At 52.6% G+C, this 17,891-nt stretch carries 16 protein-coding genes and 2 pseudogenes; 6 read left to right on the top strand and 12 right to left on the bottom strand.

The genetic code is table 11. From position 1 onward, the window contains the following. Positions 1 to 7 precede the first annotated feature (7 nt). Both QMP16_RS23635 and QMP16_RS07575 read right to left on the bottom strand, forming a co-directional pair. Positions 8 to 2,026 (bottom strand): annotated as a pseudogene (locus QMP16_RS23635) (GAF domain-containing protein); the annotation flags it as partial. 412 nt (positions 2,027 to 2,438) lie between these two features. Next, the gene (locus QMP16_RS07575; RefSeq protein ID WP_282151901.1) at positions 2,439 to 2,675 is read right to left on the bottom strand and encodes a hypothetical protein; all 237 of its coding nucleotides are present in this window, start codon (positions 2,673 to 2,675) and stop codon (positions 2,439 to 2,441) included. Between QMP16_RS07575 and QMP16_RS07570 the strand changes: the two are divergent. Beyond that, positions 2,595 to 3,205, top strand: a pseudogene (locus tag QMP16_RS07570) (IS6 family transposase). The gene QMP16_RS07575 and the pseudogene QMP16_RS07570 overlap by 81 nt on opposite strands. 418 nt (positions 3,206 to 3,623) lie before the next feature. Here the strand turns inward: QMP16_RS07570 and QMP16_RS07565 are convergent. The 3 genes from QMP16_RS07565 to QMP16_RS07555 are packed head-to-tail and all read right to left on the bottom strand — an operon-like array spanning position 3,624 to position 6,297. After that, entirely contained in the window at positions 3,624 to 4,958 is a 1,335-nt protein-coding gene (locus QMP16_RS07565; protein WP_282151858.1) for a HAMP domain-containing sensor histidine kinase, read from the bottom strand. Then, positions 4,958 to 5,617 carry a response regulator transcription factor gene (locus tag QMP16_RS07560; RefSeq protein ID WP_282151857.1) on the bottom strand — a complete coding sequence of 220 codons (660 nt, stop codon included), beginning with the start codon at positions 5,615 to 5,617 and terminating at the stop codon, positions 4,958 to 4,960. Before QMP16_RS07560 ends, QMP16_RS07565 begins: the two co-directional genes overlap by 1 nt. 38 nt (positions 5,618 to 5,655) lie before the next feature. Continuing rightward, positions 5,656 to 6,297, bottom strand: a complete 642-nt coding sequence (locus tag QMP16_RS07555; protein ID WP_282151856.1) for a PepSY domain-containing protein — start codon at positions 6,295 to 6,297, stop codon at positions 5,656 to 5,658. A 198-nt stretch (positions 6,298 to 6,495) separates the two neighbouring features. On the opposite strand from QMP16_RS07555, the gene QMP16_RS07550 reads away from it, so the two are divergent. Beyond that, a complete protein-coding gene (locus QMP16_RS07550) occupies positions 6,496 to 7,614 on the top strand; it encodes a hypothetical protein (protein WP_282151855.1) in 1,119 nt (372 codons plus the stop codon). A gap of 259 nt (positions 7,615 to 7,873) precedes the next feature. Here the strand turns inward: QMP16_RS07550 and QMP16_RS07545 are convergent, their stop codons facing one another. Further along, positions 7,874 to 8,062, bottom strand: a complete 189-nt coding sequence (locus QMP16_RS07545; RefSeq protein ID WP_282151854.1) for a hypothetical protein — start codon at positions 8,060 to 8,062, stop codon at positions 7,874 to 7,876. 327 nt (positions 8,063 to 8,389) lie between these two features. Here QMP16_RS07545 and QMP16_RS07540 point away from each other — a divergent pair, with 327 nt between their 5' ends. Then, positions 8,390 to 8,776: a hypothetical protein gene (locus QMP16_RS07540; protein ID WP_282151853.1), complete on the top strand. Its 387-nt coding sequence runs from the start codon at positions 8,390 to 8,392 to the stop codon at positions 8,774 to 8,776. Between the two features lie 399 nt (positions 8,777 to 9,175). Here QMP16_RS07540 and QMP16_RS07535 read toward each other — a convergent pair whose 3' ends face one another. Genes QMP16_RS07535 through QMP16_RS07525 form a run of 3 tightly spaced genes read right to left on the bottom strand, consistent with a single transcriptional unit; the run spans position 9,176 to position 11,224 of the window. After that, the gene (locus QMP16_RS07535; protein ID WP_282151852.1) at positions 9,176 to 10,234 is read right to left on the bottom strand and encodes an adenylate/guanylate cyclase domain-containing protein; all 1,059 of its coding nucleotides are present in this window, start codon (positions 10,232 to 10,234) and stop codon (positions 9,176 to 9,178) included. Then, positions 10,231 to 10,620, bottom strand: coding sequence for a DUF1987 domain-containing protein (locus QMP16_RS07530; protein ID WP_282151851.1), 390 nt, complete (start codon positions 10,618 to 10,620; stop codon positions 10,231 to 10,233). Before QMP16_RS07530 ends, QMP16_RS07535 begins: the two co-directional genes overlap by 4 nt. Positions 10,621 to 10,630: 10 nt before the next feature. After that, complete coding sequence (locus QMP16_RS07525) at positions 10,631 to 11,224, bottom strand: SiaB family protein kinase (RefSeq protein WP_282151850.1); 594 nt, start codon at positions 11,222 to 11,224, stop codon at positions 10,631 to 10,633. A gap of 81 nt (positions 11,225 to 11,305) precedes the next feature. Between QMP16_RS07525 and QMP16_RS07520 the strand changes: the two genes are divergently transcribed. Next, entirely contained in the window at positions 11,306 to 11,683 is a 378-nt protein-coding gene (locus QMP16_RS07520; protein ID WP_282151849.1) for a hypothetical protein, read from the top strand. 25 nt (positions 11,684 to 11,708) lie between these two features. After that, positions 11,709 to 13,163 (top strand): SpoIIE family protein phosphatase, encoded by a 1,455-nt coding sequence (locus tag QMP16_RS07515; protein WP_282151848.1) that lies wholly within the window; start codon positions 11,709 to 11,711, stop codon positions 13,161 to 13,163. A 637-nt stretch (positions 13,164 to 13,800) separates the two neighbouring features. Here QMP16_RS07515 and QMP16_RS07510 read toward each other — a convergent pair. From QMP16_RS07510 to QMP16_RS07500, 3 genes are all read right to left on the bottom strand, one after another. Continuing rightward, positions 13,801 to 14,322 carry a hypothetical protein gene (locus QMP16_RS07510; protein WP_282151847.1) on the bottom strand — a complete coding sequence of 174 codons (522 nt, stop codon included), beginning with the start codon at positions 14,320 to 14,322 and terminating at the stop codon, positions 13,801 to 13,803. Continuing rightward, positions 14,280 to 15,290: a hypothetical protein gene (locus tag QMP16_RS07505; RefSeq protein WP_282151846.1), complete on the bottom strand. Its 1,011-nt coding sequence runs from the start codon at positions 15,288 to 15,290 to the stop codon at positions 14,280 to 14,282. Before QMP16_RS07505 ends, QMP16_RS07510 begins: the two co-directional genes overlap by 43 nt. Before the next feature lie 355 nt (positions 15,291 to 15,645). After that, positions 15,646 to 16,659, bottom strand: coding sequence for a helix-turn-helix transcriptional regulator (locus QMP16_RS07500; protein WP_282151845.1), 1,014 nt, complete (start codon positions 16,657 to 16,659; stop codon positions 15,646 to 15,648). Positions 16,660 to 16,771: 112 nt separating this feature from the next. On the opposite strand from QMP16_RS07500, the gene QMP16_RS07495 reads away from it, so the two are divergent. Then, entirely contained in the window at positions 16,772 to 17,848 is a 1,077-nt protein-coding gene (locus QMP16_RS07495) for an alpha/beta hydrolase (RefSeq protein ID WP_282151844.1), read from the top strand. Positions 17,849 to 17,891 lie beyond the last annotated feature (43 nt).

Raw genomic sequence — 17,891 nt, 5'->3', positions numbered from 1 at the left:
CATCATCCGAAAATGGCGAAGCTTCGCGGCGATAGAGAACGATCACCCCAAGACCCGTGTCGTCTTTCATCAACGGCACCGCAAGGACCGAGCGAGCCCCTTCAATCTCAACCATCTGAACCCGTTTTGGATCGCGATCCTGATAATAAAGCGGATCATCTGCAATATCGTCTTGCCGGATGACCTGGCCATCGATCATAGGGCGGATTGCAACGAGTTCCGTACGGGTCAAGGGCTCCACGAACCCCTTCAGGGCCTCATCAAAATCCGTTCGCGCACCGATATTGGCCGGAATTGTTGCAAGGCCACGTTCGTGATCGGCGACACACAGAAATGCCAGCGGCGCTTTGCACAAACGGCTGGCATTTTCGAGTATGCTATTGAAGACAGGGCTATCGTCATCGCGACTGCGGCTGATGACTTCGAGGATTTCGCGCGATGCTTCTTCCCGTTCAAGTCGTTCCTGAACTTCACGAAACTGGCGCGTGTTTTCGATGGCAATGACTGCATGTTTGGCGAATTCTTCAATCAACTGTACGTCAGGGTCAGCAAATGGCCGTACCTCACGGCGGCTGACCGCGATGGCTCCGATAGCCTGATCTCCTTGCATCAGGGGGACTGTAACGCGTGACCGAATGCCTTCGATCTCAACCATCATGGCAGCTGTAGGATGGCCCGAGCGATAAAAATCCGTGTCGGTCAAATCATCGATGCGACCAACCTTACCTGTTCGTATCGCAATGGCTATGGGAATCGATTCGTCCAACTGCCACTCGTCTCCAACATCAAATCCGGTTCTCTGATGTCCCCAATTCGCGGCCAACCGCCCGTGGGTCCCGGCAGCGTTGATAAGAATAAGTACAGCCTGATCTGCATCACATACCCTGGTGGCCTGCTGAAGCACTGAATCAAAGACGCGCGCATCGTCATCACGGCTTTGGCTAATGACCGTTAGAATTTCTTGCGTTGCCGTCTGACGCTCCAATTGCGTGTGCAGCTCATTCAATTGGCGTGTGTTGTCCAAGGCGATCACGGCCTGGGCGGCAAAGCCCTCAACCAGAGAAATCTCGTCGTCTGTAAAGGCCCGAACCTCACGTCGGTAAATCCCGATAACGCCCACGGGCGTACCATCTGCCGACATTAATGGGACCGTCAGAAATGACCGGACACCTTCTTCGTCTACAAGTTGACGGCGCCATGGGTCGCCCTTGATATACTGGTCAGTCAGGCGCAAATCGACATTGTGAACAACGCGCGCCTCGCGCACGGACTCCGCAATCTGGAGATGTGAGTCCAGTGACCAACGATCTACGCCAACCTCGTAGGTCGCCAACTGATCACCAAAATGGGCCGCATATTCAAGGTGGGTTCCAACCTCATTCAAAAGGCTCAATGTGGCGACATCTGTTTCGCAAAGCCGAGCGGTGTTTTCCAGGATCGTCTGGAACACCGGCGTCTCATCTTCTCGTGATTGGCTAATTGTCTCAAGAACTTCACGCGAGGCGCCTTCGCGTGCCAGGCGGATTTGCAATTCGCGGAATTGGCGAACGTTCTCAATGGCGATTACCGCTTGGGCGGCAAAGGTTTCGACGAGCTTAACCTGATCGTCGGTATAGGGCCGCACCTCGTCTCGCGCCAACATCAAGCATCCGATTGCACCGCCGTCCACCTTTAGAGGAACAAACAGATTGCTGCGGCACCCATGCTTGTCGACAATCAACTTGAACCGTTCATCGCCGGATTTGTGGAAATCAGTGTCTCCCATATCCACAACGCGTTTGGTCTCGCCGCTGAGGATTGTTTCAGTCACCAGAGAATTGCCCGGCTCCATCGTGTATTTACCGTCGCGCCAGAGCTGCTGAATGTCAGGGTGCAGGTTAACACTGGCCACGAGCCGCTGAAGAGCGTCGCCTTCCTGTCCAAGAACCAAGCCAGCAAAAACAGCGTCGCAAAGGTCTTTGGCAAGCGCGACAATCAGATCGCAAACCGGCTGTACGTCGTCCTTGGTCACAGAGATCGCCTGCATCACGCGAGCGGTGGCTTCAAACCGCGCCTGTTGATCAGCTGCGCTTAACTCCGAACTTGGCGCAGATGATGGCGCAGGACTTATAGGGGTCCCTGATGCCTTTTTGTCGCCCAACTGCGCCCAAACTCCCACGTCAATTCTGACTAACAACTGCCCGGAGTTTAGAGAGCATGTAATAGAAGTCACTGGAATTCTTTACGGATGATGCCCTTTGCATTCATGCACATGCGAGCACGGCCCACTAAGCTCGGATCATCCAGCAGGTCAGCGCGATGAATCAACAGTATAGTGTCAAGGCGCTGAAGGGCCTTATAGGCCTTACTGCTCTGGCCCTCCATACGCGCTTCGAAATCCTCAGGATGTTCGACCTCTGAGGTGCTCCATCGAAGGTTTAGTCAGCAGAACGGCACTGTCAGAAGAAACTCACTTGAGCCGGGCAGGGTGGTTTCGTGGTTTTGTCAGAAGAACTTTGCTTGAGCGGGGCAGGGCGAGCGCGTAGCTTTTGCACATGACCAGACCTGCCTATTTCAAATACTTCAAAACCAGTCCCGAGATCATCCGCCTCGCGGTGATGCTGTACATCCGTTTCCCTCTCTCGCTTCGGAATGTCGAAGATCCGCTGCACGAGCGAGGCATCGATGTGAGCCACGAAACTGTCCGATACTGGTGGAACAGGTTCGGTCCGATGTTTGCATCAGAGATCCGAAGAAAACGGGTTAAGCAACTCCGAGCCTTTTCAAAATGGAAGTGGCACGTAGACGAAGTATTCGTGAAAGTGAACGGCAAACGCCCTACCTCTGGCGTGCCGTCGATCACGAAGGTGAAGTGCTTGAGGCCGTCGTCACGAAGCGTCGAAACAAATCTGCAGCATTGAAATTTTTCAAGAAATTGATGAAGCGGCACGGTTGCGCCGAAGAAATCATCACGGATCGCTTCGCCTCATACAGAGCCGCGCTCAGAGAGCTGGGTGCACTCGAAAAGCAAAGGACGGGCAGGTGGCTCAACAACCGCGTCGAGAATTCGCACCTGCCGTTTCGACGACGCGAACGCGCGATGCAGCGTTTCAGGCGGGTGCGAAGTTTACAGAAATTCGCCTCCGTCCATTCCTCCGTCTACAATCACTTCAAGCTGACCCGCGCCGCCGCTCTTAGCGAGTGGCGTCAACTTTGTTCCGGATAGGTTCGCGGTATCCGCGGCAAACTGAGACTGGTTAGAATTCGTCTGACAGCACCTAGTTCATGACGGAAAGAACCGTCTGGATGGCGTCGGGAAGCAGACGTTGCTTGCGATAGATCGAAGGTCGGCTTTGTCCGCATAGCAGTCGTTCAGATGCACTGCTGCGAAGGTCTTCTTCGAGCCCACTTTGACCGATGCTGCGCGATGCCCCAATTACAGCAATGCGCAGAAAGCGGGCTTTGCAAAGTTTAGCGAACAGCTCTCATCTGACGTCCAAGGGTAGGTCTCTATTCTGCGGTCGCAGCTCGCATTGCTGCCGTTCGCTACAAGAGCAATATTTTGGTTTGGGTGAGCTCACAGTCTGCGGACGAAGCTATCCTTCGGTTGCAGGAGATCAAGGATCGGTTCGAGCCCAATACAATCATGTTAGCGATGAAATAAATACATGGCTGGCCAATCCGCCAAAGTTTGCGGACTTTTCCAGTTTCAACTTGCAGCCGTAAGCGTTCAACAAGTCGACTGTTATTGCCAAACCCAATCCGGTGCCGCTGACAGAAGTGTCCAGCCGCCCCCCGGAACGAAGCACCCCTTCACGTGCAACTTTCGGAATTCCAGGCCCATCATCCTCAATGCAAATTTCAATGCCGCCCGCAACACGTTTTGCAGTGAAGTGAGTTGTCGTTCGACACCACTTGAGCGCGTTGTCGAGGAGGTTTCCAATCACTTCTTCAACGTCCTGAGTGTCCATTCGGACCTGAAGCCCATTCTCGCAAACTGTTGTCAGTGATTTTCCTTCGCGCTCTGCCATCACCGAAAACAATCTGGATAGCCTGGCGACTGAATCCGAAAGATCGGTTCGCGAGTGCGTAAGCTCAGCTGTGTTTGACGCCCGCATGCGCGCAAGAGAACGCTTAAGCTGAGCATCAATCCTGTTCAGCGCCTCGTCGGCAGGTTCAGTGTCTGCCCCTTTATCCGACAAACTTGTCAATTCGTTTCGCAGTATTGCGGTAGGCGTTTTAAGCGCGTGCGCCAAGTCAGCTGCTTGCCGTCGGGAACCAGACACGATCTCGCGGTTTCTGTGCAGCAATTGATTGAGGTCCTCGACAAGTGGTGAAACCTCTTCTGGATAGTCTGCCGGTTTCAGATCGTCTCCCTGATCCCAGCGATGCGCCACATCTGCGCGCAGCTTCCTGAGGGGGCCGACAATTGCAGACATCAACAAAAGTGACCCCGCGACTCCGATCAGGCCGACCAACCCAAAAACCGGCAGCAAGTTGTTCTGCGCGGCCCTGCGTTCGCTGATCAGTTCAAGCCTGCTTTCAGCGACCGTCACGCCCCATTCGGTTCCGTCTTCGAACGTGATTTTTTGAAAGACACTGCGAACGGCCTCATTATCTGGGCCAGAAGTGTTCCAGGTGATTGCCTTTTTACTCGGAGGTGCAGGTTCCGATATTGTTTCATCAAAGAGCGAGGCGGATGTAAATGTAGCCCCGTTTCCATCCGTCACCTGCCAGTATCTGCCTGAAAAAGGCGTTCCATAGGCCGGGTCGAACATGAGATCACGCAGAGCCTCCGGGGCGTCCGTCGTTGCGCTCAGCCCGACAACGAGTTGTGTGTGCCTGTCGCGCAGCGTCTCATCGAACTGCTCCAGGACACGGGTATTGATGTACGAAAACACGACCAAGGTTCCAACGCCAACAGAGAGTGTGCCAGTGGCGAGGCCGCCAAGCAAAGCGCGTTGGCGAAGCGATAACATCAGGCGGAATCGATCATATAACCGCGCCCTCTGACCGTTGTAATAAGGCCGGAGCCCAGTTTTTTTCGCAGCCGGGTTATGAAAACAGCAATAGTGTTCGAGTCACGGTCGCCGTCGTATTCGTAAATGTGCTCTGACAACTCGGTGCGCGACACCATGCGCCCGATATTGTGCGCAAGGTATGTCAGGACTGCGATCTCTTGCGCGGTCAAATCGACGGGAATTCCGTCAACACTAACCCGTCCGTTTCGTGTATCGAGGGAGACATCGCCCATTTCGATCACTGGATTCAACTGACCGCTCTGTCTGCGCAGGATTGCGCGGACACGTGCTGCAAGCTCGGGCATGTGAAACGGCTTGGTCATGTAGTCATCCGCGCCCGCGTCAAGACCATCCACGCGCTCGCTCCACCCATCGCGAGCCGTCAGGATCAATACAGGTGTCTTGACGCCTGCGCTGCGCCATTCGCGCAGGACAGAAATACCATCGCGTTCCGGCAACCCAATGTCGAGGATAATCATGTCGTAAGGTTCAGTCGCACCCATGTGCAAGGCGTCTGTTCCATTATTGGTCACATCTACTACGCGACCTTCTGCACTTAGAAGTTTCTTAATCTGCTCGCATAGCTGCGGCTCATCTTCGGCCAGAAGTACTCTCATATTCAAAAACTACAGTCACAACGGGTTTAGTTTAAGCACTATTTATTACCGTTGCCGTTGCCATTACCGTTTCCGCCAGAGTTGCCGCCCCCGTTACCACCGCCATTGCCGTTACCGCCGCCATTGCCGCCCCCGTTACCGCCGCCGTTGCCATTGCCGTTCCCATTACCACCGCCGTTTCCGTTACCGCCGCCATTACCACCGCCGTTTCCGTTACCACCGCCGTTGCCGCCGCTGTTTCCGTTACCGCTGGCATTGCCATTGTTTCCGTTGTTTCCACGGCTCGCAGATGCGCCACGGTTACTGTTGGTATTGCGACTGTTGTTGGCATTGGCGGGGTTCGAGCGGGCTGCATTCGAAATTTGACGACCAACACTGGATCGATTGGAAACGACCGTACCTGTCTGGGCATTCACAATTACACTGACAATTTTTCCATCAGGCTTTTTGACCAGAATGCGATAGTATATCTGATCCGCCTGAAACGCACGCGCATCGACCGGGGTGCCGCCATAGGCTTTCTCGACACCTTTAATAACCCGATTTAACCGGATAGTTGCACCAGTCAGGGTCGCCTTGCGCAGTTCACCTTGCTTAAGCTCACGTGTCTGTGCTGCCGCTTCGCCAATGGGCAAAGCAACAAGCAAGCTTGCAACCACCAAGAACGCCTTCGCACGCATGAAAGTCCTCGTAATTCCCGGCTGGAGACTACGTCCTTCGACATGAACCGATGATGAACAAGCAGTTAGCCCTGCGTTCAAGCACGCTCAAGTTAAATGGCAACCAACTTTGAAGATTCTTACTTGAATCAAGACGATTGAACACAGCGAATTGGTTCGAGGAACTGATGCCCGCTGATTTCCACGGAGGAGGTTGATATGAAGACCACCAGTTTGGGACTGCTAAAAGCATATACTCTGGCAATCGCGTTGCTGGGATCAGCAGCCATAGTCGCCACCGTTGCCGTGCCGGATGTTGCCTTTGCAAAGGAAGGTAAAGGCAAAGGAGGCGGAAAAGGTAATGGTGGAGGAAACGGCAAAGGCGGCGACAACGGAAACGGTGGAGGCAACGGCGGAGGAAAAGGTAACAGTGGTGGCAAAGGGAACTCTGCCAACGGAGACCGTGGTGACCACAGTGCCGCCGGCAACAAAGGCGGGAAAAAAGGTGCCGACAAAAGCCGCAATGGCCGAAGTGCTAAGGACTCTTCTGTCGGCAACTCGAAGTCAAAATCTTCACGCTCGGCTTCGGGCAAGGGCGGTCGATATTCCTTGAAGGATATCTTTAGCGGCAAAGGTAAGTCGAAAACGGTCGCCACCTCCAAGAAAGGTTCGACCACTAGCGATAAACAAACGCCGAGCACGCGCAAGAAGCGTTCGAAAACTGTAATTGTCGAGGAATCCATTCGGCCAGCCGTCCGAACCAAGGGCAATAAGATGGCAGCACTTCTTGGTGCTCACCCTTCTGAGTTAGGAGCGCTCAACGCAGCCAATGCCAGCGCAACTGCATTAGCAAACGCAGCACCTAATTCCCGCGTAGGTCGAATTGCCAACTACCGAGATACCGTTCTGGCCGGAGAACCGCTGCGCGAGGAGCTTGCGGAACAATTGGAAGAACTCATCGGATTGGAACCTCCAGAGCGGACAATTCCGGAGATAGAAGAAGATCTGCGCACCGCACTGGATGATGTGCAGGAGAATCGAGAGAGGGTCGAAGGCCTTGAACAGGATCTCGAAGACGCCGGTGGAACTGACCCTGAGATCGAGGAACAGCTGGAAGAAGCGCGTGCGGATTTGGACAGTTCGGTCGATGAAGCGCAGGACCTGAACGATGAACGACAGGCTGCCGTCGAATACGAAGAAGCGACTGAACAAGTGCAGGAACTCGCTGATTTGGTTGAAGAACAGGAATTGGATGAGCGGGAAGCCTTGGAAGCCGCGGCCAACAAACCAGTCACAGATGCCGTTGAAGAAGAGGTTAAGGCGCTGTTGGGCCTGTAAGAGAAAGATCTCTGCCTCTTCCCGTCAATCAACTCGAAGTGCTGACCATTCACGCAAGCACTAAGCGCCGGGCCAGCCAAATGTTTCCCAAGGATGAGAAGCGGCTGGCCCGAACTTCATTGAATTCACCAAAGGTTACGTCTTTTTTCCTGGGGCGTACAAAAAAGAAACCCCGCCCCAAACCGGAGCGGGATTCAGTTATCAATTCCAATATTTAGGACGAATATCGGGAATTGTTTGGGGGTCTGCTGAACTGCCTTCAGACGTTGTTATGTGCCTCAAAAAGCCGCTTGTTTTTAACGATTTCTGTCAGTGCATTTTCTATAGGAGGGAAGCGACCACTGCTCGACTCGGTCGTGGTTGGCAAACGTTCCAAGGCAACTTTGCCGGAGGTTTGCATCACAGCTGTTGGGCTGGACTCTTCAGTCACAAAGGCAGATTTTATCATGCGTTTCCCCTTGTCAGCGATCAAACGGTTTACCACTCGTCGACCCAACATGAGCACTATGCCTCAGTTTGTTTGAACACTCTGAGAATACATTGTTCACGTTCCGTTAATGTTGTTCGCGAAATAAAGACAAAGGAATAAGTGGGCGACTAGGTGGACGAACGGCATGCTGCCTTAGCACTTTACTAGGGTCGTGGGATGACAATCTCAGAACATGGTTTCAGTTCGTGAACAATCTACCGCATTGGAAAGCAACTCTTCGCTGATGAACTCGCCAAGACCAGTTCAAGAATATAGATAGGCAATAAACAAATGAGGGCGCTGGGAATGAAAAGCAATGTTGGAATTCTGGCGGTGGCATTGACCATACAAGGCGCATCAATTGCAAATGCAGATCACAGCCTGTGGCGCCATAGCGTAGGGCACGTTAGTGGGGTTGACGCTACCACTCCAATCCATGTGAAATCCAAATCTGGACATTGTCCGCCAGGCTTGGCGAAAAAGGCTATCCCGTGCGTACCGCCTGGACAGGCCAAGAAATACCGTCGCGGGGATTACATCTATGATGGGTATGTCCGTATTGATGATCCCAGCCGTTGGGGACTACGACGCAATGGATATTACGTGCGAGCCGGAGACTACGTTTACGAAGTAAACCGCGAAACACATGAGGTGCTGAACCTGATTGGTGCAATCGCGGACATTCTTAATTGAGTGCTTTAGCTATTTCTTGCCTTTAGCTCGGTTTGCGCCCATTCGGCGCGTCTCGTAGCAGCCAGCTGTTAGGGCGTGATGCGAGCCCGCAGGGTGCATCGATTGATTATTATGGCACTTTGTGGTCTTGCAATGAAATCTGGTTACTGCGACTGAACTCTACAGCTTTGAGCCCGATTTAGAAATGGTCCTAAGCTGACACCTTCAAACTCGGCCAAGTGGATGCGAAGAGTGATGGCCGCGGCACAGCAAGAAAAGCCACCGTCCTATCACGGCGCATTGCGGCCGATGGCATCTATTTCAATTCTGCGAAAAAACTGACCTAGTCTGCAGCATGGCGTAATTCTTGAATATTCCAGAGATGTTGCCGAAACACTTTCAAACACTGGCTGCCTGACTTCAGTGTTCGTTTTTGCGGAGTGTAGCAAGCGCCAACTTGAGTATTTCTAAGCTCGCGGCGCGTTCTTCTGATGTCATTGAGCTCGGGTCTAACACCATTCGAAAATTCGGGTTTTCGTATACAACTTTTTCTGCTTGCGGTCTCGAATTCTTTTGACCTAAGACACGGTAGGTCATGACAGGTTGAGCCACACCCTTTACCTGGATGGCGCCGACTTTTTCTGTTTCTACTTCGTGGTTTACGTGCGCCCAAGTTTCGTACGAGATATAAATCGCACCCTCGTCGGCTTGATGCTCCAACCTAGAAGCTACGTTCACAGCCCCACCAATAATGGTGTAGTCCATACGGTCGTCACTCCCAAAGTTTCCGACAGTACAAAAGCCGGTATTGATACCAATACGGCATTGTAACTGTTGTCTAATTCCTTGACGCCTCCATTTTGCCTGCAACTCTGCCAACTTGTCTCGCATTGCAATTGCCATTCTCACGCATGCCAAAGCATCTTCCCGCACACCTTTAGTCTCCGGGTCTCCAAAGAAAACAAGGATTGCGTCGCCGATAAACTTATCTATCGTCGCACCGTATTGCAGAGCGACTTCCGCCATTTCAGTCAGGTAGCTGTTCAGGAGTTCTGTTAAATCTTCCGACTCCATCTGATCCGTAAGCTCTGTGAAGCCGGCGACGTCCGAGAAAAACACTGTCAGCTTTTTTCGCTTACTCGCGAGTTTAACTTCTTGGCGACCGGAAAAGATCGAGTTGTAGACTTGAGGCGATAAGTATTTGGCAAGCTTTCCTGACAATGCCTCAAGCTCTTGGTTTTTTTGGGTAACTTCTTCGGCGGCGATGCGCTGTTTTTCGGCTAGTGCATTCAGTTCCCGCTCGTTGCGATCACTCAATCGCATCATGCGCCGCGTGGTTCTGAGCAGCTTTCTGTATTCTCCGACAAGGTTTTCAATTGACTTGCGCGTTTCATCATTCGGAAATTGTCCACTGTTTAAAGCTGCTTCCGCGACTTCCAAAGCCTCATTCTCGCGAACAAAGAGATCGTCGATAGTCATCGATCCAACAACTTTTCCAGTGTGAATTTGGCATGTTTCAAGTCTTCCCCAAACTCCTCCCCAAGTTCTTCCATGGTCTCGTCTTCGGGGTCGTGAAACCAATAGACGTCAACGCTTTTCCCCGCCTCAGCAGCGGAATCCAAAAGCTCCATGATCATCATGATGGCCTTGGCGCTGGACGAATTGAAATAGATGAGTTCAAATTCAAAACGACATTTGGATATTGAGCCATCCGACAACCAACTTTTCAAAGCATCAAACAACGGGTTGTAGAAGGTCGTAACATCCTCAGGGTAGGACTCCCCAATCAGTTTGAGGTGGCCAACGTCAAAATCGAACGCGACGGCCGGAGTGCGGTTTGTTGCCGGGATATCAATATTTTGCATCCGTACCCTCTTAAACCGTCGCCTTGAGTGCGAAGAATGCGTGCTGATCGTCAATCCGCATAAAATCAAATTCGATTGGCTTTGACGCTCGACGCGCAATTTCAATTAACCCGATACCTGCACTATTGCCGACAGCGTCAGTTTCTGACCGGAGTTGGTCTTTGTATGCGGCCCTAAGTTCTTCACGATTCATCGCGCGTAGTTCTGAAAGTCGTCCTCGCATGTTGTCTACGTCACTCAAAAGGATCAGATTGCCCGCATGAACGACATAGCCGCCGGCCTCGTTTCCGATGGTCACAATGCCGTAACTTATGTCCAGCACCTCAGTCTCACCGTCGGTCGGTAGCCGTTCAACAGAATATCTGATGATGTTCTGCATTTGCTCCACAAAAACAGCGAAAACACTTCGGAGAGTTTTGGTGTCAGCGTCTTCAGACACTAATTTCTGCTTTAACGCATCGCCAACACCGCTGAGGATACCTTCAGTTACATAACCACTGTATGCAAAGACAACGCCTTGTCGGCGCAGGTTCGCGCGCAGTTCGTAGACTTCGCTAGCAAGCATTTGTTCCCCTTGGTCATGCTTGGGTGGAACCAAGTTCAATTCAGGCCTTAATATCATAAGATACACATTTATGCATTTTTAGTGTATCAATTGTTCAGTGTTATTAGTGGGGAGGTTAGCATGATTAGACTATTGTGTTTGGTCGCCGTAGTAGTATCGTCCAACCCGGCAACAGCGGCCGACATTCCAACTGAGGTCAAAGCAAAGCTCCAATCCGCCATGATTTCACATGTTGATGGAGTGATGGTCGACGGTTCTTACACTTATCTGGACACGACCACCAACGCGTTTGAAACCGTTTACCCTGCAAATGTTCATCCAATGGTTATTCTTGCGGGAAGTGACTATTTCGTCTGCTCTGAAATGATAACCGAAGGTGGCGACACCGTGACCGCAGACTTTCTAGTTCGGGAAGTTTCCGGGGACTACAAAGTTGTACAGATGATCGTCAATAATCGTGGCGCTCTTCAGGCCGCGATGAAGAACATCGGGAACTAGATGCCAAACACTGTAGAGGCGTTTAGTGCGTAAACTCTGGACCTTCTTAAAGCGCCGAATATTCCTGAAGCATATTCTGGCGACCCTCCTGCTCGGAGGCGTGCTAAACGCCATTGTGCTTCTCTTTTATTATGAATTCAAAAGGCAAGCTCAATCGGATCAGGTTGCCGCGGAAGTTGCAACGATTGCCAATCGTATCGCCCGCCCGTTGGCTGAATTGGTTGAAACAGGAAATCTTGCGCAAGCAACGAGCCTGCTGGCGGTCTATTCGGGTTTTCCTTACGTTATCTGCGCTGAACAGAGGTTAGAGCAAAGCTCAGAAACTCTGGTTTCCTGGCCTGCTATAGGATGCGACAAAATAAAAAAACCTGGCTTAGACATCGTCGTTTCTGTTCCGACGGCAGCAGGGCCGACCACGATGTTGGCCCGAATTGATCAGGAGGTCTTGAACAATGAGTTAAGGACAGAAGTAGGGGTTGTGGTCCTTCTTGGAATTCTCGGCGGATTTGCACTGATCTTAGCAGGCGCTGCTGCATTTTTATGGCTCATCAACAGACCTCTCGGCCAAATGTTGAAAGCCATCGAAAGATTTGAGCGATACGATGACCCTCAGATTGTCCCATACGAGTCGGAAGATGAGATTGGCAAAGTAGTTCAAAGCTATAATTCAATGCTGGGTCGGGAGGTTGAACGAGTCAACGAAATCCGAGAGGCGCACCATCAGATCGTCGCAAGCGTAAATTATGCCACGCGAATTCAACAGGGTTTGTTACCCACGTCAAGTCAGTGTGATGCCGCATTTGCCGATTTTGCTGTTAAATGGGAACCTCGCGATTTGGTTGGAGGAGATATCTACTGGATTAAGTCGGATGGCCCAATTTCGACGCTCGCCGTAATTGATTGTACAGGTCATGGCGTTCCTGGAGGCTTCATGACTATGTTGGCAATCGCTTCTCTCGAGCGGCTCTACTTCGAAAATGAAACGCTTAGCCCGTCGCTGGCACTGTCTAAGTTGAGCGATTTGACGCGTGCACTTCTAAATCAGGATACTGCAGACGGGGCTTCCAACGACGGCATGGACGCTGCGATATGCCAGATCGATTCAGCAAAAGGGATAGCGACGTTTGCAGGTGCTCATATGTCTCTTTTGGTCAAATCCAATACCGGCATTGACCGAATCCGAGGTGACAAGCTGAGCATTGGGTATGTGGATACTCCAATTGGCCCAAAATTTTTCGAACACGAAGTTCAATTGGATCAAATCACAGATTTTTTTGTTTCAACTGACGGCTTGATTGACCAATTAGGTGGAGGAAAACGTTTAGCTTTTGGTTTTCAGAGAGTTGTATCTGTATTTGAACAGGAAGAGTGGTCGTGTTCGGAAGAGCTATTGTCGGCTATTCACAGCGCTTTTCAAGACTATAGTACGAAGGAAGAACGCTTGGATGACTTGACAATGATTGCTTTTCGCACTGCCTGAAATGCAGATTGAGGTGTGTTTGAGAGATGCGACGCCCTCTGCTAATCCGAAAACGTTGAAATCTACTCCAGTACTAACTAAGGCTTTGTTAGGCGTTATGAAAACTTAGGTGACGTCGATTTTTCCGCGCTGAACAGTCGCTACAATGAACTGACCGTTCTACAGTGCGCTTCGGTGACATAGTTGTGGCCGCGGGATCGTCGAGATCGTCTACTGAACCTGAATGGCCGCTTTTTGAGTTTCCCATAAATGGTATTGCGACTGCTAGGAACGGCAGCTTGGGTACGGGTTCTTCGTGGCTCATATCCAAGGGCCGAAAGAGTCCTGACGCCAAGATCTTTGAAGCTCACTCGGCCTGAGAGAACGCAACTGACGACTTTTGCTGGCTTACCGTCAGGCATTTGTGTCTCGCTTGCGTTGAAATCGTTGATGAGCTTCTTCAGTTCTCGGGATTTCCCAACGCGAGAGTTTCCAGTCACTACGATGCCGCGGGCCTCGACACCTTCGATCAATTGGCTGCGGAATTGGTCTTCGAGGCGTCTGCTGAATGCGGCCTTCAATGGTTTTGCTCGAGAGAAAGTAAAGTGAGCTCTCCTTAGTTGGTTTCCGATTTTGAAGCTCTCTGGATTGACAAAACTCATGTGAATTTTCCCCTGTTCTTAGGCCGGCCAATTGGTCGGTTCTCGTCGTTTCTGGGCGCGCGTTTTTCCTGCTCGATGGCTGCGCCATCGTGAGGTGCCCCCGAATTCTTGCGAATAATCGGTTTCGGTGGTGTGGAAGCTGATTCAGGGTTTTCACCGGTCACTTTCGCCCTCACGCCGCTACCCAAGGAAAACTCCTCTGGATTGTCGGTTCCTGCACTGATTTCGCCGGATTGGAGTGTTGGAAGCTCACTAGGTGAGGGAACTACGCGAGCACCGCTAAACGCCCGTTCGGCCTTCGCTTTTGCCTCTTCGATTGTCGAGTAACTCCTGGAAAGACCGTGCTCGACACCGATCATTTCAAGCTCGGCATAGCGCTTCTTTCTCGTCGCAATAATGCGATCCTCATAAATCTCAGAAACGTCCGGATTCTCGTTGCGGCGCGCTTGAAGCAACCCGATTGCTTCAGGCAGCGTCAGATCTGCGAACGCTGTAATTTGGAGACGAAGCCGAAACACTTGCTCTTCATTGGGGATAACGGCGGTGACATGTGTAAGGTTCTCAGGGTCAACGAACACCGAGACCTTTGTTTTTGGGTGGCGGTCAACAGCGCGCTGAAACTCATCCGAGTTGTACCAGATGCCGGAAAAGTCCTGACTCCTTCATCAGTGGGCGTGACCGACTGCTTCCATCCCAGATGAATACGGCGCGTGTCCTCCTTGATTGGACGAAGCAAACCGCGAGTTTCGTTGAGTTCCTTGGCGACTTCCGCAGGCCTGCGACCGTCCATGCCAATACCCATGTGGCGCCGCGAAGGGTATTCATCGATAAAATAGCGGGTCAAGATGCCGTACAACTCTTCGGTGACCAATACTCCGTTTGCGGTTGCATCGTAGGAAGGCAGCTCGCCCGGCCTTCTGCCGGTATAGCCGTGGATCAGTTTAATGACTTGGGACTCAAGCGTGCCGAAGCTTCGCTCCACATTGGTCCTGTCCGTCGAGGCATGGGTTCTACCTACGACGTATCTAGATCCCAATCCCAAGGCCGCGCCAATCACGACCTTATTACGCAGACCGGAACCATTGTCCGACATGATGCTCCCAATGCCCATGGCCGGAGCAGGGTCTCCTTGGCAACCGTACTTGATCTTTTCGCGGGTCTTGTCACGTGTTGCCATTCTCACAAGAGCAAGTGTGGCCTCCGCTTTTGGTTTATCGCTCAACACCCAAGCCAGCGGCATCCTCGAAGCAACGTCGATCATGAGCAACAGGTGCAAGCGTTGTTGAACGAACTCGTCAATTTTCTTCAGCGCCTTCCTGTCTCCGTCAGACAAGCGCTCCCAGAAACCTTGTTCTTTTGCTGTAGTGATCAGCGAAAGCTTGCACTCATCAATGTACGCCATTTCGCCAACCAGAAGTGCGCGGATGTCCGTACTTCCACGGCCGCGTTTGTTGCGGGTGTAGTTTTCACCTTTCGTCGCAACCATCACTTCAGTCGGCAAAAGGAGATAGTCTCGATGTGCTGTGAGGGTTTTTTGAGAAGGGAGAGGGAGTTCTTTGAGCCTATTGCTTCTGCGTAGCTTGTTTTCGTCAAAAAAGGAAACTTGTGGCTGGGTTGGTAGGATTTTTTGTCAACATATTGAAAATTAACAAAATAAAGGAAATGTGGTCAATGGGTAGTGTTCGGAAATTGGTTTGAGTCCAGTATTGTGCCTCACTGTTCTGCTTTTGACATTTTGGACGTTAGCGAGTTCGCCGGTCATATGACTTGCGCGGGATCGGACGGAAACTGAACCTTCGCTGCGCATTGCGCCAATGTCCGCTCCATTGAGGCCTTGCTACCTACGTACTGCTCAATTTGCGAAACTTAGATGGTGAGATTCCAAACCAGCTGGCAAATGTGCGGCGGAAGCTGTTGACCTCGCTGAAACCAAGATTGAAGGCAACCTCCGCTACAGAAAGGTCAGTGCCCGACAGCAGCGACCTGGCTCGATCTGTCTGTTCAGCCACACGGATCTCTTTGAAACTGGTGTTCTCCGCAGTGAGTTGCCGTTGCAGCTTGCGTGCGCTGACACCCAATGTGGCCGCCACCGTTTCGATGTCGGCGTGCCCCATGGCGAGTTGCGCGCGCAAGGCGTTCCCAACCACCTCTTTGGTGGTTGAGGGCGTTTGCCGCGACCGCACATCGCGGATGCCTGCCAACGTCATCGCCAGCCTCTCATCGGTTGTCCGCGGATTAGGGGTTTCGATTTCTGACAGAGGGATCGCAATGCTGGCGGCGGATCCCCCCACACGCACCTCTGCGTTATAGATGTACTGCAGCGCGGTTTCGGTGCCTCGGTGCAACTCTGGCATCTCAACCCAGCTCGGCCGCCAGCGGCGTCCACAGAACTCGCGCACCACAGACTGCAGCACAAACGGCAGGTCCTGATCGATCAAATTTGCCCCGGCGATTCCGCCGAGCATGGCATCAAACCCAAGCACAAAATGATCGCCAACCACGCGGGTGCGCATAACTGACCCCCGTTGCAGGAACGGCAGGATTTTTTCGGCCCGCACCAGGGCCACATCCAGTTTCGGCGCACCGAGCACATAGTCTGCGTAGGCCCCAAAGGAGGCGTAATGGAAGTCTTGCGTGATATAGGCACCGATGTGTTTTTCGGAGATCTTCAGGCTGGCGGCTTGCATGAACCGCGCCTGAAGCCGATAGGGGAGGAACACCGTCGGGTCTTCCATTACCGCTCGCGACAGCCCGGCTTCTTTCAGCGCATGTTCGGACACCCGCGGCGATGCAATTTGGTCAAGCCCTTGAAGCGCGGGGCGAAACGCCAAGGTGCTTTGCAAAACCGTGTCCATGACGGATAGTTTGTCGTGAAATGATCACTTTTGGAAGTGGCGTGGCCTCCCCCCGCAAATTACCTTCATTTTAGCGAAACGAACAACCCAAACTGAAAGTTGGAGACCAAATATGAAACGCCGTTCCGTCCTGAAAGTTGTTCTGACAAGCGCACTGATTGCAGCTCTTTCGGTGCCTGCGGTCGCCACCGCAGACAGCGCAAAACCCGTGATTGAAGGTCTGCCAATGGCGGCGCGGACCGCACCGGTTCCTGCGGGCGTGTCCCCGGAATTGGCCGGGCTCATCGAACGCCGTCAAGTTGATACGCATGCCGAAACGCCATCCTCCACCGAGCAATGGCTTACGTTGCAAGCCGAGTTTGACGCTGCTTCCCTGCAAGGGGCCGCACGTTTGCTTGAGATGACCGGCGCTCAATTCGCCATCGAGAACGTGGCGGGGGTGACCACCTACCGTGTCACGCCAACTACTATTGATCCCCGGTGGGCGGAAACCGTTTTTGTGCACGTGCACGGCGGGGCCTTTGTCTTTAATGGTGGTGAGGCCGCCATGGCCGAAGCGATCTGGATGGCGCATGGTTTGGGTGTTGAGGTGGTGTCCGTCGATTATCGCCGCCCACCGCTGCATCCGTTTCCTGCCGCAACAGACGATGTGATCGCCGTGTGGCAGCAAGTTATCAAGGACCATGACCCAGCCAAAGTGGCGATGTTTGGCACATCTGCGGGGGGCAACCTGGTGTTGTCGACGGTTTTACAACTGCGCGACATGGGCACCCCTTTGCCTGGAGCCATTATGGCAGGCACGCCCGCTGTGGATCTGGCGCAGACGTCGGACAGCTGGGTCACGTTGCAGGGTCTTGATCCGCTTGGCGCCCGCGAGGGTGTGATTGAAGGCACGTTTGACATTTATGCGGACGGTACCGACCGCACCGATCCGCGACTGTCCCCGATCTATGCCAATCTGGACAACCTACCGCCGACGGTTCTTCTGACCGGCACACGCGACCTGTTGCTAAGCGACACGGTGCGCATGCACCGCGCCCTGCGCGCCGCCGGGGTTGCCGCCGATCTGCATGTCTACGACGGCCAGTCACACGGCGACTACATGGCAGGTTTCTTCGTGAACGCGCCAGAGACTCATGACGCTTGGCGTGAGCTCAACACCTTCTTTGACCTGCATCTGAGTGACTAACCATGACTGGTTTTGCAAAACTCCCACTTCTGCTGTTGGGTCT

Origin of the sequence: Ruegeria atlantica, assembly GCF_947495585.1 — a bacterium.
GTDB classification, from domain to species: domain Bacteria; phylum Pseudomonadota; class Alphaproteobacteria; order Rhodobacterales; family Rhodobacteraceae; genus Ruegeria; species Ruegeria atlantica_G.
This window is presented reverse-complemented; position numbering and strand designations above follow the sequence as displayed.